At 60.9% G+C, this 13,529-nt stretch carries 15 protein-coding genes; 10 read left to right on the plus strand and 5 right to left on the minus strand.

Going from position 1 to position 13,529, the window contains the following annotated elements; all coding sequences use genetic code 11:
• Window positions 1-145 precede the first annotated feature (145 nt).
• Entirely contained in the window at window positions 146-919 is a 774-nt protein-coding gene (locus B5M06_RS05260) for a ferredoxin--NADP reductase (RefSeq protein WP_054067949.1), read from the plus strand.
• Between the two features lie 116 nt (window positions 920-1,035).
• Window positions 1,036-1,371 carry a YqcC family protein gene (locus B5M06_RS05265; RefSeq protein WP_054067983.1) on the plus strand — a complete coding sequence of 112 codons (336 nt, stop codon included), beginning with the start codon at window positions 1,036-1,038 and terminating at the stop codon, window positions 1,369-1,371.
• Here the strand turns inward: B5M06_RS05265 and B5M06_RS05270 are convergent.
• Window positions 1,368-2,375 carry a YihY/virulence factor BrkB family protein gene (locus tag B5M06_RS05270; RefSeq protein ID WP_054067982.1) on the minus strand — a complete coding sequence of 336 codons (1,008 nt, stop codon included), beginning with the start codon at window positions 2,373-2,375 and terminating at the stop codon, window positions 1,368-1,370. The two genes, B5M06_RS05265 and B5M06_RS05270, sit on opposite strands and share 4 nt — an antisense overlap.
• Window positions 2,376-2,582: 207 nt before the next feature.
• Here B5M06_RS05270 and B5M06_RS05275 point away from each other — a divergent pair, with 207 nt between their 5' ends.
• From B5M06_RS05275 to B5M06_RS05285, 3 genes are all read left to right on the plus strand, one after another.
• Entirely contained in the window at window positions 2,583-3,494 is a 912-nt protein-coding gene (locus B5M06_RS05275) for a DMT family transporter (protein WP_240184002.1), read from the plus strand.
• Between the two features lie 298 nt (window positions 3,495-3,792).
• Window positions 3,793-4,773 (plus strand): Bug family tripartite tricarboxylate transporter substrate binding protein, encoded by a 981-nt coding sequence (locus tag B5M06_RS05280; RefSeq protein ID WP_054067947.1) that lies wholly within the window; start codon window positions 3,793-3,795, stop codon window positions 4,771-4,773.
• 116 nt (window positions 4,774-4,889) lie between these two features.
• Window positions 4,890-5,645, plus strand: a complete 756-nt coding sequence (locus tag B5M06_RS05285; RefSeq protein WP_054067981.1) for an SDR family NAD(P)-dependent oxidoreductase — start codon at window positions 4,890-4,892, stop codon at window positions 5,643-5,645.
• A gap of 184 nt (window positions 5,646-5,829) precedes the next feature.
• Here the strand turns inward: B5M06_RS05285 and B5M06_RS05290 are convergent, their stop codons facing one another.
• Together B5M06_RS05290 and B5M06_RS05295 are read right to left on the minus strand one after the other, a co-directional pair.
• On the minus strand, window positions 5,830-6,525 hold the full coding sequence (locus B5M06_RS05290; protein WP_054067980.1) for an LrgB family protein: 696 nt from the start codon (window positions 6,523-6,525) through the stop codon (window positions 5,830-5,832).
• 4 nt (window positions 6,526-6,529) lie between these two features.
• Complete coding sequence (locus B5M06_RS05295; protein WP_054067946.1) at window positions 6,530-6,979, minus strand: CidA/LrgA family protein; 450 nt, start codon at window positions 6,977-6,979, stop codon at window positions 6,530-6,532.
• Window positions 6,980-7,056: 77 nt separating this feature from the next.
• Here B5M06_RS05295 and B5M06_RS05300 point away from each other — a divergent pair, with 77 nt between their 5' ends.
• A complete protein-coding gene (locus B5M06_RS05300) occupies window positions 7,057-8,001 on the plus strand; it encodes a LysR family transcriptional regulator (RefSeq protein ID WP_054067945.1) in 945 nt (314 codons plus the stop codon).
• 396 nt (window positions 8,002-8,397) lie between these two features.
• Window positions 8,398-8,577: a hypothetical protein gene (locus tag B5M06_RS05305; protein WP_054067940.1), complete on the plus strand. Its 180-nt coding sequence runs from the start codon at window positions 8,398-8,400 to the stop codon at window positions 8,575-8,577.
• Between the two features lie 107 nt (window positions 8,578-8,684).
• On the opposite strand, the gene argE is transcribed toward B5M06_RS05305, so the two are convergent.
• Entirely contained in the window at window positions 8,685-9,845 is a 1,161-nt protein-coding gene (gene argE / locus B5M06_RS05310) for an acetylornithine deacetylase (protein WP_054067939.1), read from the minus strand.
• A gap of 346 nt (window positions 9,846-10,191) precedes the next feature.
• Between argE and B5M06_RS05315 the strand changes: the two genes are divergently transcribed.
• From B5M06_RS05315 to B5M06_RS05325, 3 genes are all read left to right on the plus strand, one after another.
• The gene (locus B5M06_RS05315; protein WP_133936580.1) at window positions 10,192-10,683 is read left to right on the plus strand and encodes a hypothetical protein; all 492 of its coding nucleotides are present in this window, start codon (window positions 10,192-10,194) and stop codon (window positions 10,681-10,683) included.
• Between the two features lie 155 nt (window positions 10,684-10,838).
• On the plus strand, window positions 10,839-11,240 hold the full coding sequence (locus B5M06_RS05320) for a hypothetical protein (RefSeq protein WP_133936581.1): 402 nt from the start codon (window positions 10,839-10,841) through the stop codon (window positions 11,238-11,240).
• 192 nt (window positions 11,241-11,432) lie between these two features.
• The gene (locus tag B5M06_RS05325) at window positions 11,433-12,089 is read left to right on the plus strand and encodes a HEPN domain-containing protein (RefSeq protein WP_054067936.1); all 657 of its coding nucleotides are present in this window, start codon (window positions 11,433-11,435) and stop codon (window positions 12,087-12,089) included.
• A gap of 12 nt (window positions 12,090-12,101) precedes the next feature.
• Here B5M06_RS05325 and yjjJ read toward each other — a convergent pair whose 3' ends face one another.
• Window positions 12,102-13,406: a type II toxin-antitoxin system HipA family toxin YjjJ gene (gene yjjJ, locus B5M06_RS05330; RefSeq protein WP_054067935.1), complete on the minus strand. Its 1,305-nt coding sequence runs from the start codon at window positions 13,404-13,406 to the stop codon at window positions 12,102-12,104.
• Window positions 13,407-13,529: the final 123 nt, after the last annotated feature.

The following is a 13,529-nucleotide window of genomic DNA, read 5'->3' on the forward strand; positions in this document are numbered from 1 at the left end:
CCGACAATAAGCGGTTGATTCGCATAAACGCCAGCCCGCTATACCCCCTCCTGCGCTGCATGCGCTGCTTCGGCGGGTTCGCCACCTGGCTTCAAAGCCCGGGCATGTCGTGCCCGTTTTTGCATCCTCTGTCATCTGTTTCATCATGAGCGCTTTCCTCGAAGAACGCGTCCTGTCCGTACACCACTGGACCGACCGCCTGTTTTCCTTCACCACCACCCGTGACACATCGCTGCGTTTTTCCAACGGCCACTTCACGATGATTGGCCTGAAGGTAGATGGCAAAAATCTGCTGCGCGCCTATTCGATTGCCAGCCCCAACTACGAAGAGCACCTGGAATTTCTGTCCATCAAGGTCGAAGACGGGCCGCTGACTTCGCGCCTGCAGCACATCCAGGTGGGCGACACCATCATCGTCGGCAAGAAGCCCACAGGCACGCTGCTGATCGACTACCTGCTGCCCGGCAAGAACCTGTACATGATCGGCACCGGCACAGGCCTGGCCCCCTGGCTGGCCGTAGCGCGCGACCCCGAAACCTACGAAAAGTTTGACAACGTAGTGGTCGTACACGGCGTGCGTGAAGTCAAGGAACTGGCGTACAAGGACATGTTCGAGAAGGACTTGTTCGAGCACGAATTCCTCGGCGAAATCGTCAAGGACAAGCTGCACTACTACCCCACGGTGACACGCGAGCCCTTCCGCAACCAGGGCCGTATCACCGACCTGATCAACAACGGCACCTTCCCCCAGTGCCTGGGCCTGCCCGCGCTCAACCCGGAAACCGACCGCGTCATGCTGTGCGGCAGCCCTGCCATGCTGGCTGAGCTGAAGGAAATGATGGAAAAGCGTGGCTTCAAGGAAGGCAACACCACCACCCCCGGCGACTTTGTGATCGAGCGCGCTTTCGTCGAAAAGTAAGCCGTTAACAGCGCCTGCACATCAGCCTGCCCATGTACTGCATCGGCAGGCTTTTTCATGCCCAGCGATGGGCGTTGCCCGGACAAGTTTTGCGCCTGCGCGCACAATCCCAAGCCATGAGTGATACCGCCCACACCTTGCGCCAGCTGCTGCTGCAGCTTGAAGCCGAAATGCGTACCGCCTCGCTATGGAGCGCCGTGCCGCCCTCCGAGCAGGCCATGGCATCGACCATGCCTTTCATGTACGACACCCTGCACATTGAAGAATGGCTGCAGTGGGTGTTTGTGCCACGCCTGCATGCACTACTGGATGCCGACGCTGCCTTGCCCAGCAGCTGCAGCGTGCAGCCACTGGCCGAGCATGAATGGACGCATCGCATGCCCCAGGGTCAGCATGCCACAGTGCTGGAGCTGCTGGCACAGATTGATGCCACGCTGACCCAGAGCGCTTAAACCTCTGGCCACTGCCGTATGGGCCGAGAACCCACGCTCTGCGGCACCTGGGGCCGCGCAGCCGCCACGCTGTCTGCAGCCTCGCTCTCCGCCTTCGGCGAGTCGTCAGGCTCCGCTGCTGGCGGGCGCGCCTGCATTTCCAGCGCCTTGGCGCAGCTGGCAGACAGCAGCAGGATGGCCGAGGTGACATACATCCACATCAGCACCACCACCAGCGAGCCTGCGGCCCCATAGGCGGAGACCACCGCCGCCGTGGCCAGATACCAGGCCAGCGCCTGCTTGCTCAGCGTGAACAGCAGCGCCCCCACCACAGCGCCCACGGCCAGATAGCGCAAAGAGGGTTTCTGGCCGGAGCCAATGCGCATCAGACCCATGAACAGCAGCGCAATCACGCACATGGATACGCCTTCATTGAGCAGCCAGATCAGCTCGCCAGGCGGCTCCATTTGCAGCCAGTCCCCGGCCAGCTGCGTGAAAATCCGCAGCGCTGTGGACAGCACCATGGTCACCAGCAGCAAAAAGCCCAGCACCAGCACATAAAGCAGACCGCGCATACGCAGCGTGGCAAGCGCCCACCATTTTTTCTGTTCCTGCACGGTGGCAGGCTGGCCAATCTGCCAGAGCTTGTTGAAGGCCTGCTGCAGCTCTGCAAACACCCCTGTGGCACCTGAGACCAGCAACACAAAGGCTGCAATCGAAGCCAGTTTCCCCTGTGAGGGTGCCTGCGCACTGGCCAGCGCAGCCTCCACCACGCTGGCACCACGCTCACCCATCACGCTGCGCACCTGCGCAAGCAGGTTGTCTTCCACCACACTGCGGTCCATCCACCAGCCCAGCAGACCCACAATCAGCAGCAGCAGCGGCGACAGGCTCAGCAAGCCATAGAAGGTCATGGCAGCACTCATGCGCAGGCCATCGGCCTGCAGCCACAGCTGCACGGCTTGAATCAGAGGCCATACGGGCCGCAACAGAGGATGGGGAGCGACAGAAGAAGGAGCTTGCATGTCGCCATTGTGGCGCGTCCCGCGCACCGCCGACTGTCAGCCCTCGCCCACCAGCGGCTGCCAGAAAAGCACCAGCGCCGCAGCTACCCTCCCGGACATCACATCCACCACGCGCAATCGCTTCTACAATCCGCCGCCGTGCGGTGCGCGGTGCACACGCATGAACGCCATCCTGGCGGATTTTTTGCAGAAAGTGGGCTGGCCCTTATGCCGTCCTCTCCCCTGGGCACAGCACCCGCTTCCATGTCTCCCGCGCGTGCTGCGCTCGCAGGCATTGGCCTGACGGTCGTAGCCTGCGCCATGTTTGCCCTGCTCGACAGCGGCACCAAGTTCGCTGGGCAGGCACTGCCCATGCTGCTGGTGGTCTGGCTACGCTTCATGGCGCAGGCGCTGGTGACCACAGCCCTTGTACTCCCGAAACATGGACTGGCAGCGCTGCGCACCGAGCACCCCAAGTTCCAGGTCAGCCGTGCGCTCAGCGGCGTCATGACCACGGTGTTTGCCTTCTTCTGCATTCAGACCATGCCGCTGGCCAACTTCACGGCCATCTGGTCGGCAGGCCCGCTGCTCATCGTCGTTGCCTCGGCCCTGCTGTTTGGTGAGAAAGTCAGCCCCGCACGCTGGGTGCTGCTGGTCATCGGACTGGTCGCCGTCATCACCATCGTGCGCCCGGAGAGCGATGGCATGTCGCTGGGCTGGGCTGCCCTCGCCCCAGTGGGTGTGCTGCTGTGCGGCACCACCTACCAGCTGCTGGGCAGCCGCCTCTCGCGCCTGGACCCTCCCACCACCACGCAGCTGTACACCACCTGGCTGCCCGTGATGGCAACAGCGCCGGTGATTCCATGGATCTGGCAATCCATCACCGACTGGCAGCTGTGGGGGGCCATTGCCATGATGGGTATCTGCAGCGGCGTAGGCCACCTGCTTCTGCTGCAGGCCTACCGCTACGCACTGCCTTCGGTGGTGTCTCCCTTCCTCTACAGCCAGATTGGCTTTGCCATGCTGATGGGCTGGCTGTTCTTTGGCCAGGTGCCCGATGGTATTTCGCTGGCCGGTATGGGCGTCATCATGGCCTGCGGCCTATGCAGCATTTGGATGAGTGTGCGCGGCCGCGGATGAGTGCCTTGCCAGACAGTTTCAGCACCCCCATGATGGGGTGCATCGCTGTTAGTGATGCCTGGCATTTTCTTGCGCGGTATTCCTGGTTTGCGCCATGCTTTTCCGCCAGCACAAAGGCCTGCGCAATGCATGTGTAGCGCCCGCCTTGCTGCTGCGCAACAGGCTGTTCCTGCCGAGACAAGCCCTGATAGGCGCAACGCATGGCCTGGGTTCTAATAGCGCCACACTCTGGCACACAGAGTAGAGAGCAGAGGTACGGACAAGTGCCCGTACCCACCAGTTTCGGACAAGGAGACATATGCAGCGCAGACAGTTCATGACCACAGCCGCAGCCGTATGCGGCGTTCTTGCAGCTCCACAATGGGCCAGCGCACAGACCGCCAAGGGGCCGCTGCGCATCATCGTGCCCTACACCGCAGGTGGCTCCATCGATGTGAGCGTGCGGCGCATTGCGGAGCGCCTGGAGCCGGTGCTTGGCACCATCCTGGTAGAAAACCGTCCCGGCGCAGGTGGCGGTATCGGCATGAATGCCATTGCACGCGCCCCCGCTGACGGTCTGACTGTGGGCATTGCAGCAGTCGCCACCAACGCCATCAATCCCTGGCTGTTCAAAAACCTGCCCTACGACGCCGAAAAAGACTTTGCGCCTATCACGCAGATGACGCGCATCCCCAACCTGCTGGTGATGAATGCAGAGGTGGCCAAGCGCGAAGGCATTGAGACCTTTGACGACTTCATGGCCTACGCCAAGCGCAACTCCGGCAAGCTCAGCTACGGCAGTGGCGGCAATGGCAGCGCAGGCCATCTGGCTGGCGAAATCTTCAAGCGTGAGACAGGGCTGGACATCGTGCACGTGCCCTACAACGGCGGCGCGCCCTCCCAGCTGGCACTGCTGTCACAGCAGGTGGACTTCACGTTTGACAACCTCTCCAGTGCCGCAGCCAATATCCGCGCGGGCAAGCTCAAGCCACTGGCAGTCACCACACTGGAACGCAGCCAGCTGCTGCCTGAGCTGCCACCTGTGGCCGATGTGATTCCGGGCTTTGCCATTGACACATGGTGGGGCCTGGTGGCACCCGCAGGCACTCCGGCTGATGTGGTTCAAACGCTCAATAAGCACTTTGTGCAGGCCCTGCACTCGCCGGAAGTCATGAAGACCTATGGCGACATGATGATGGACACTGTCACCAGCACACCGCAGGAGTTTGGCGAATTCATGGCCAAAGAGCGCGCACGCTATGAGCAGATTGTCAAAATCAGCGGTGCCTCGGTGGACTAAAGCCACGCTCGCGCACAGCAGCTGAGACCACTGGCCTGTGTGCCATGCACACAGGCTTTTTTGTGCGTGTGGCCCGCTTGGCACGCACACGCATCACCCGGTATTTCTAAATGGATATGCACCAATTTCTCGCACAGCAAACCGCTTTCATCACCGGCGCAGGCCAGGGCATCGGTCAAGCCGTGGCCGAAGGGCTGGCCGCCATGGGCGCGCATGTGATTGCCGCCGACATCCACGCCGACAAGGCCGAGCACACCGCCCAGCGCATCCGGGACGCTGGCGGCCAGGCACAGGCCATGGCACTCGATGTAGCTGATGCAGCGGCCTGCCGCGCTGCTGCAGCGTCTGTGCAGCTGCCCGCAGGGCACCAGCTGCTGCTGGTCAATAACGCAGGCCTGCGCCCCAAGCATGCGTTTGACAGTGAAGACCGTGATGCCCAGTGGCAGCGCACCCTGTCCGTCAACCTGGATGGTGCGCGCAACACCATCCTGGCCTTTGAAGCCCTGCTGGCACAGACGCAAGGCTGTGTGGTCAACATCACCTCGCTGGCGGCCTCCCGTGCAGCGGCGCATTCGATTGCGTACTCCACCTCCAAAGCGGCACTGGAGATGCTCACCAAAACCATGGCTCTGGAGCTGGCCCCCAAGGGCATTCGCGTCAATGCCATTGCTCCGGGCGTGATGCTCACCAGCATGACCGAGCAGACCCGCAAAGACCCCAAGCATGTGGAGTACATCCTGCGCCGCATTCCCATGAAGCGCTATGGCGAGCCCGCAGAAATCGCCGGCCCTGTGGCCTTTCTGGCATCCCCCATGGCGAGCTACATCACGGCCACGGTGCTCAATGTCGATGGTGGATATCTGGCAGTCTAGGGCGTGTTCACATCAACATTGGGTTCGCTGCCCCTGATTATGGAAATCACAAATGGGGTTGAAGGCTTGGGGCGGTCTGCGGTGTTGTGGTGGCTTGCAAGGCACTCGGCATTGCTGCGCCACCACGCCTAGCACCCCATCCCCAAGCCTTCAACGCGAATCTCAAGCTTTGTGTGCACACGCCCTAAAAGAACACCTGCCGCACAAACGGTGCCGCCAGCACATTGACCGCGCCCGCAATCATCATCACCAGCGAAGCAACCACAGCCTGCACATCGCCAAACTGGCGCGCCTTGGCAACGCCTGTGCCGTGGGCAGCCCCACCCAGAATGGCACCCGTGGCCAGCTTGCTGCGCACATGGGGCAGCACGCGCAGCAGCACTTCACCCAGCAGCATGCCGGCAATACCGGTCATGACCACAAACAGCGCGGCCAGATCTGTGGGGCCACCCAGCACACGTTCTGCCTCAATGGCAAACGGTGTGGTGATGGAACGCACGGCCAGGCCTTTTTGCAGCGTTTCGTCCAGGCCAAAGGCATGGGCGAACCAGACCGTGGTGCTGATGGAGACGCAGCTGGCCACCAGCACGCCGGTGGTGATGGACAGCCAGTGCTTGCGCAGCATGGCGCGGTGTTCATACAGCGGCAGCGCAAAGGCCACAGTGGTGGGGCCCAGCAGCCAGGCCAGCCAGCGTGTCTGGGCGATGTACTGTGGATAGCTCACGTGCGTGAGCAGCAGCAGGGCGATCAGTACCAGCGGCGTGACCAGAATCGGCATCAAAAACGGTGAGGGGTACTTGCGGTACAGCTGCTTGTTAATGGCGTAGCAGACCACCGTCGCCAGCAGCGACAGCACGCCAATCGCTTCATTGCTGAGCATGGCTTCAGGCTCCACGCGAAGAACGGCGGCGTGCCAGCAACAGCTCCAGACGGTAGACACGGTCTACGGCCCAGGCTGTGGCCACCATCACACACAAGGTGCTGGAGATGATGACCGCCAGAATGCGCAGGCCCTGGTTCTGTATCAGCTCCGGGTATTCGGTGACCACCAGCACGGCAGGCACAAAAAACAGCAGCATTTCTGCCAGCAGCCAGTTGGTGCCGCCTTTGAGCCACTGCACCTTGATCACGCCGCTGAACAGGCCTGCAGCCAGCAGGCCAAAGCCGATCAGGCCTGCAGGCATGCTCCAGCCAAAGTGCTGGCGCAGCACGTCCATGCTGAGCCAGATGCAGCTGAGCACCACCACCTGCAGCACCACTTTGAACAGGTGCTGGAGGCTGAGCAGGCTGCGCTGCAGGGACAGGCTGGAGACGGACGCGATCAGGGATGACATGCTGCGCAGTCTAGGGTTTCTACTTAGATTCGTAAAATGAATAATTTCCATCACAGGCATTCCTATAAGGCATCCCCATGGATTTACGCGCCCTGCGCTACTTTGTTGAAGTCGTGCGCACCAACAGCTTTACGCGTGCGGCAGAAAACGCCCACGTCACCCAGCCCACCATCAGCAAGATGGTCAGGCAGCTTGAAGACGAGCTGGGCGGCCCGCTGCTGCTGCGCGAAGGCCGTGGCGTGCAGCTCACGGATGCGGGCCAGGTGGTCTATGAACGCGGCCTGCAGGTGCTGGCGCAGGCGCAGCTGCTCAAGCAGGAAGTGGCCGAGGTGGACGGCATTGCGCGCGGTGAGCTCTCCGTGGGCATCATGCCCACCGCAGGCCACTACATGGCGCCGGTAATTGCCCTGTTCCAGCAGCGCTACCCGGGCGTGACGCTGAACGTGCAGGAGTCCGGCGCACGCATGCAGCGCCAGCTGGTGCTGGAAGGCAAGCTGGACATGGCACTGGGCCTGATTGATGCACCCGACCCGCAGCTGCAGACCTACACCATTGCCCACCAGAAAACACGCGTAGCCATGGCGCGCCACCGCATCAAAAACGAAACGCGACCCGTGCGCTGGAAAGAGCTGGAGGGCATGCCTTTTCTGCTCTACACCAGTGACTTCACCCTGCACGAAGCCGTGCTGCAGCAGTGCGCGGCAGCAGGATTTACGCCACAGGTCAGGCTGCAAAGCCGCTACTGGGATTTCATTGGTGATCTGGTCGCTGCCGACATTGGCATTGCCGTGATGTTTGAGCACGTGATTGCCAAGTACGACACGGCACGCGTAGCCAGCCGCCCACTGGTGGGGCCGTCCATGACCTGGGACGCCGTGCTGATGTGGCGCAGCGGCTACCGATCCCGCGCCGCACAGGCCTGGCTGGACTGCGTGCAGCAGGTCTACCCCTTCCCACTGCCCAGCGGCAGCCCTGTGCCGTGCATAAAAAATGGCGGCTCAGGCTTGATGCATCAGGCTTAAAGAAAGATTGGTGGCTGCGTACGCCGCTTAAGGTCTGTACTGACACGCATTGGCATACTGGGACATTAGTGCGTGTTCACATAAAGCTTGAGATTCGCGTTGAAGGCTTGGGGATGGGATGCTAGGCGCGGTGGCGCAGCAATGCCGAGCGCCTTGCAAGCCGCCGCAACAACGCAGACCGCCCCAAGCCTTCAACCCCATTTGTGATCTCCATAATCAGGGGCAGCCACGACAAGGTCGCCACTGCATTGTTGCCCGCCTTGCGCGGGTGCGCACCCGCGCTGCGCCGTGCGTCGCGCATTGCCAGCCTTGTCGTGGCTGCGCGAACCCAATGTTGATGTGAACACGCCCTAGACTTGTGTCATTCGTTTTCAGACGACATGACAAGGAGAGCTTATGTACACCGTTGCTGCTGTGTTGTGGATGCTGGGTATTCTGGGGCTGGCCTGGGGCGCTCTGTCCAGCCAGACCATTGCGCTGCCTCAGCTGATCTTTCGCTATGGCTCTGGCTGCGCCCTGTTTGCGCTGGGCTGCGCTGCATTTCTCTATGTCTATCTGCAGCGGCCCATGGTCTGAAGCCCTGGCTGTTCAGGCTGCGAAGCAGCCTTTTTTATAAAAATATAGCTGCCAGCGCTTACCAGATAAGCGCTGGCAGCCAATTTGGCTGATATTTTCAGACCACCCTATAGCGACTGCGCCAGCTTGCGCAAAAAGCTTTCGCAACGCTGCAGCTGCGCAATTCCCACAAACTCATTGGCCTTGTGCGCCTCCGCAATCGCACCGGGCCCGCAGACCACGGTGGGAATGCCAGCAAGCTGGAACAGGCCTGCTTCCGTAGCATAGGCCACCTTGCGCTTTTCACGGTCGCCGGTGAGTGCCTGCACCAGCTGGCTGATGGCCTCCGTCTCTGCGGTATCAAACGATGGTGCACCGGCGCAGGACTCAAACTCAATGCGTGCCTCGGCAAACTCCTGGCGCATGCGCGGCAGCAGCTCCTGCTGCACATAGGCCTCCACCTGGGCCTGGATGCAGCCTGGCGCAATCCCCGGCAGGTTGCGGAACTCGTAGGCAAATTCGCAGTACTCAGGGATGGTGTTCACCGCAATGCCACCGCTGATCTGGTTGGTAGTCATGGTGGTGTAGGGCACGTCAAAAAACTCGTCATACGGGCCATGGGCCTTGAAGCTGTCTGCCAGATCGCGGATGCGGCAAATCAGGCGCGCCGCGTATTCAATGGCATTGCTGCCACGGGGTGTGAGCGAGGAATGCGCAGCTTTGCCATGCACCCTGCAGCGCCACACATTGATGCCCTTATGCGCCACCACGGGCTGCATGCTGGTGGGCTCGCCCACAATGCAGCCGTCAAAACGCTGGCCCTGCAGCCTGAGCTGCTCCAGCATGATGGGTGCGCCCACGCAGCCCACCTCTTCGTCATACGACAGCGCAAAGTGCAGCGGCTTGTTGCGCTCCATGGCCAGGAACTCCGGCACCATCGCCAGGCCTGCGGCAATAAAGCCTTTCATGTCACAGGTGCCACGGCCATAGAGCTTGCCGTCGATCTCGGTCAGCGCGAAGGGATCGGTGTTCCAGGTCTGGCCATCCACGGGCACCACATCGGTGTGGCCAGACAGCACGATGCCGCCCTGTGTGCTGCCATCCCGGGCAGGCAGGGTGGCGAACAGATTGGACTTGGCCCCGTCGGGCGACTTGAACAGCTGTGCCTGCACGCCCAGCGCTGCCAGCGCGTCACGCACATGCTCAATCAGATGCAGGTTGGAATTGCGGCTGGTGGTATCAAACGCCACCAAAGTTTGCAGCCAGTCACGGGTGGTAGGTGTACTCATACGCTTGTCTTGCCAAAGGCCCGGCACGCAGGGCCAGGTAATGCGAAACAGTGTACGGTGCTGCAGCCGCCCTCAGCACCGTCAAAGCTTCTCAGTTTTGATAGCAGCCATGACTTTCCCCACGAGCCACAGGGAAAGTTGTGCTGCTTTACGCTTGTGGGGTTGCCACACACGTTTCAGCAGGCACATCACAGTGCCCTCAGGCATTGTGCATCTGCTGCACAGCGACTCTGCCGCCAGCCCTCTGTACGCCATGGCCTACAAAATCTGACAGCGTCCAGCAATTGGCATGGCAGGCTCTATCGCTAGCATGATCCTCATTGCCACACACCATTCACGCTCGCTTATGTCTTCATTGCTCCGCTGCTCCCCTGCTTCCAGCCTGGGCCTGCTCTCCCTGACTGCCGTGCTCAGCCTTGCTGGCTGCCAGGCCCCTCTGCCCACAGTGGATGCACCGCCCCCCAAGATGGAGCAGACATTCCAGCAAGTACCGGTGGGAGATTCCCCGGAAAACATGCTGGACTGGCCCGGTACCTACCAGGCTGTTCTGCCCCAGCGCGCCATCAGCGTGCAGCTGCGTGATGACCGCACCGCCGTCGTGCGTGAGCGCAGCCTGGACACCACGGGCGAGCCTGTGAACTTCACCTACCAGGGGCCTTTTCGCTTTGACCCGGCAGGCGGCAGCCTGATCACGCTGAGCGAATCCCCGGAAGCACAGCCTGCCTACCGCTTTTTTGTGGGGGAAAACTGGCTGGAGATGCGTGACCGTTTCAGCGGTGCGCCTCTGCCCCAGGCACAGCACTACCGCCTGAAGAAAACCAGCCTGCCACCACAGTAAAAACAGGCTGGCACGCTCTGAAAAACACAGCGGCACAAGCCGCTGAGGCAGTGCTTGATCGCTACACTTACAGCTCTGCATTCACCCATTGTTACGAGCCAGGCAGGCGCAGCCCAGACCGTCCTGCCATCGTGTTTGCCGAGAGAAACTACACCATGCGATTGCCATATCTGGCAGCCTTTGCTTGTGCCTTTGCACTGTCCGCCTGCAGCGAAAAATCGTCGTTGACCGATACCCTGATGTTCCCGCCCGGCATCGACATTCAGTACCAGGGCCAGCCCGCCAAACTGTATGGTGATGCGCAATGTGCACAAGGGCAGCTTTCCGGGCACACCTGCCTGATCTTTGCACCCCACACGCCCTACGCCAATGGCTCCATCATCAGCGGTCCACACATCTACCAGGTCAAGCTCAAGGCCTTCCGTGACCCACATGATCCTTCGCTGTACCGCGTAGAAGATGAGCATGGCACACACATCCTGAGCACCACCGGCAGGCACAGCGAGCATGGCATCCTCGACGTGCGCCCTGCGGAGTACGCCCTACCGCGCCAATAAGCCGTGTACAGGCTGCGGCCAGAAACACGACTTAGTGTTTTCTATATTTTTGGCCGCCAGCGCTGATGTAACGGGCGCTGGTAGCTATCAAAACAAGAAAAGCGCGCGTTGCATATGCGCTAAGTCATTGCACGACTTGTTACAACCGTCCTATGCTGCCCCTCACAAAAACAGCCCCGGAGGGAGAGCACCATGCTGGCTGTACACGCCACACTCAAGAAACGCCATCGCGCCACGCGTGACGACATGCCGGAAGCGCTGAATCTGCGCATCCACCGCGCCCTGAGCTGGATCCAGCGCGCCGCCGTCTGTGAGCCCGATCCAGACGCTCGCTTTATCTTTCTGTGGATTGCTTTTAACGCTGCCTACGCGCAGGAAATTCCCAGTGCCCAGCGCCTGCCCGAGCAGTTCAGCTTCCAGCAGTTTCTGCACAAGCTCCACCAGCTCGACACCAGCAAGCAGCTCGACCATCTGGTGTGGGAAGAGTTCAGCGGCCCTATCCGCGTCCTGCTGGACAACCCCTATGTGTTTGAATCGTTCTGGGACTACCATCGCGGTCTGCTGACCGAAGCACAGTGGCAGGAACGCTTTGCCAACGGCAAGCAGCGCGCACTCATTCTGCTGGCCAAGGGCAATACACCCGAACTGCTGAGCCTGGTGCTGCAGCGCATCTACACCCTGCGCAACCAGCTGATCCACGGCGGTGCTACATGGAACAGCAAGGTCAATCGCGCACAGGTGCAAGACTGCGCCAATCTGATGGGCAAGCTGGTGCCCGTCATCGTGGACATCATGATGTCCCACCCCATGGCGGTATGGGGGGAGGCTTGTTATCCGGTGGTGAAATAAAGCCCGGTGGCCTCAGCCAGCCATCATCGCCTGTGCTCGTGCCCAGAACTGACGCGCGAGCACTTTGGCTTCCTCCCACACGGGCAAGACCGCCGCAGACGGCTGTACGGCCTCCATATCCCATATCCACGCTGGCACTTCACCCTGCACCGGCATAAAGCGCATGGGCAGCATGTCATAGCAAGGCGCCAGCTCCCAGCGCCTGCCATTCCACAGCAAAGACACATTGCCGTAATGCCGGTCTGTATTGGCAATGAGCTGGCCAAATGCGTCCCACAGCTTGAGCCTGCGTGCATCCGCAGCGCTCAACAGCCCCTGGTCGTGCAGGCGTTGCGCCGTCCTGGCCCATTGATCCACCGGCCCGGCAAACTCTGCGTTGAAGGACTCCAGCGACACCATGCCGATGCGCCCAGGTGCCCGCCCCAGCAGATCTGGCTCCGGACGATCAAAGCGTTCAGTCGCCAAAAATACGCGCCCTTGCACTTCATGCAGCTGCGTACGAGCCACGGGCTGGCCTGCTGCACCCAAAGTCTCCAGCGCCAGATGCTCACAGCGCAGCAACGTGCGTATGCGTTCAGCGACAGGATTGGCTTCTGCCGGAGAAAACTTCACGATCCAGCTTCGGCCCTGCGTATCCAGACAGCAGAACTTGGGCTGCTCACCACCTGCGCAGGAGCCTGGTTCGACACCATTCATAGCGGCCTCTGCCAGGGCCGGATAGTTGTGTGGCTCTGCTTGCGGCAGCCCCTGCCCTGTGCGCTGCACATACCTTTGCAAAGCGGCCTCGCCCACGATCAGGTTGCCGGGCCAATCGTCCCCATACTGGGTGATGGCCAGCAGCACATCATCCTCACTCCACTGGCGTGGATCGCTGCCCAGCACCTGCCCCAGATACTGCTTGGCAAAACTGCGTCCCAGAAAGCCTTGGGGGCGCATATCCTGTATCAGCCACGGCAATCCATCGAAGTACGGCCCTCCGCCGAGCATGGCGCGCAAGCCCTCGCCTTCCACCCAGTAGCCATCACCATGCAGGGCATGCAAGCTGCCCAATGGCTGAAGGCTGCCTGCCGCATCCACCGCAGTGACCGGGATATGCTGCCCCACACCAGGCACCTGCCGTGGCACGCCGTAATGCTGGTTACGCCCCAGGCCCAGTTTGATCACATCCCCAGCTTGCACCAGCGCAGCCAAAGCCCGCGAGGCGGTGGGCTGGCTCACTTGCAACTGCTGCTGCAATTGCGCGCTGCGCAGTGGTTGCCCCTGCTGGCGCAGGATGCGCAGCATGGACTGCATCAACTCAGACGTGGCATTGGACATGGCGAGACATTGAATAGAAAACTGAATAGATTATTGAATAGAAAAAAACTTTCTGCTAGCTATGTTTTTCAAACACTTACAGATCAATCAGACAGATTTTTGAATAGAAAAATGGCTCATTCT

This window comes from Comamonas kerstersii, assembly GCF_002056725.1.
Taxonomy (GTDB): domain Bacteria; phylum Pseudomonadota; class Gammaproteobacteria; order Burkholderiales; family Burkholderiaceae_C; genus Comamonas; species Comamonas kerstersii.

What these genes read in the sequence shown, in the direction of transcription:
- B5M06_RS05260 (WP_054067949.1), top strand. Translation starts at nt 146, where the DNA reads ATGAGCGCTTTCCTCGAAGAACGCGTCCTGTCCGTACACCACTGGACC.
- B5M06_RS05265 (WP_054067983.1), top strand. Translation starts at nt 1,036, where the DNA reads ATGAGTGATACCGCCCACACCTTGCGCCAGCTGCTGCTGCAGCTTGAA.
- B5M06_RS05270 (WP_054067982.1), bottom strand. Translation starts at nt 2,375, where the DNA reads ATGCAAGCTCCTTCTTCTGTCGCTCCCCATCCTCTGTTGCGGCCCGTA.
- B5M06_RS05275 (WP_240184002.1), top strand. Translation starts at nt 2,583, where the DNA reads ATGCCGTCCTCTCCCCTGGGCACAGCACCCGCTTCCATGTCTCCCGCG.
- B5M06_RS05280 (WP_054067947.1), top strand. Translation starts at nt 3,793, where the DNA reads ATGCAGCGCAGACAGTTCATGACCACAGCCGCAGCCGTATGCGGCGTT.
- B5M06_RS05285 (WP_054067981.1), top strand. Translation starts at nt 4,890, where the DNA reads ATGCACCAATTTCTCGCACAGCAAACCGCTTTCATCACCGGCGCAGGC.
- B5M06_RS05290 (WP_054067980.1), bottom strand. Translation starts at nt 6,525, where the DNA reads ATGCTCAGCAATGAAGCGATTGGCGTGCTGTCGCTGCTGGCGACGGTG.
- B5M06_RS05295 (WP_054067946.1), bottom strand. Translation starts at nt 6,979, where the DNA reads ATGTCATCCCTGATCGCGTCCGTCTCCAGCCTGTCCCTGCAGCGCAGC.
- B5M06_RS05300 (WP_054067945.1), top strand. Translation starts at nt 7,057, where the DNA reads ATGGATTTACGCGCCCTGCGCTACTTTGTTGAAGTCGTGCGCACCAAC.
- B5M06_RS05305 (WP_054067940.1), top strand. Translation starts at nt 8,398, where the DNA reads ATGTACACCGTTGCTGCTGTGTTGTGGATGCTGGGTATTCTGGGGCTG.
- argE (WP_054067939.1), bottom strand. Translation starts at nt 9,845, where the DNA reads ATGAGTACACCTACCACCCGTGACTGGCTGCAAACTTTGGTGGCGTTT.
- B5M06_RS05315 (WP_133936580.1), top strand. Translation starts at nt 10,192, where the DNA reads ATGTCTTCATTGCTCCGCTGCTCCCCTGCTTCCAGCCTGGGCCTGCTC.
- B5M06_RS05320 (WP_133936581.1), top strand. Translation starts at nt 10,839, where the DNA reads ATGCGATTGCCATATCTGGCAGCCTTTGCTTGTGCCTTTGCACTGTCC.
- B5M06_RS05325 (WP_054067936.1), top strand. Translation starts at nt 11,433, where the DNA reads ATGCTGGCTGTACACGCCACACTCAAGAAACGCCATCGCGCCACGCGT.
- yjjJ (WP_054067935.1), bottom strand. Translation starts at nt 13,406, where the DNA reads ATGTCCAATGCCACGTCTGAGTTGATGCAGTCCATGCTGCGCATCCTG.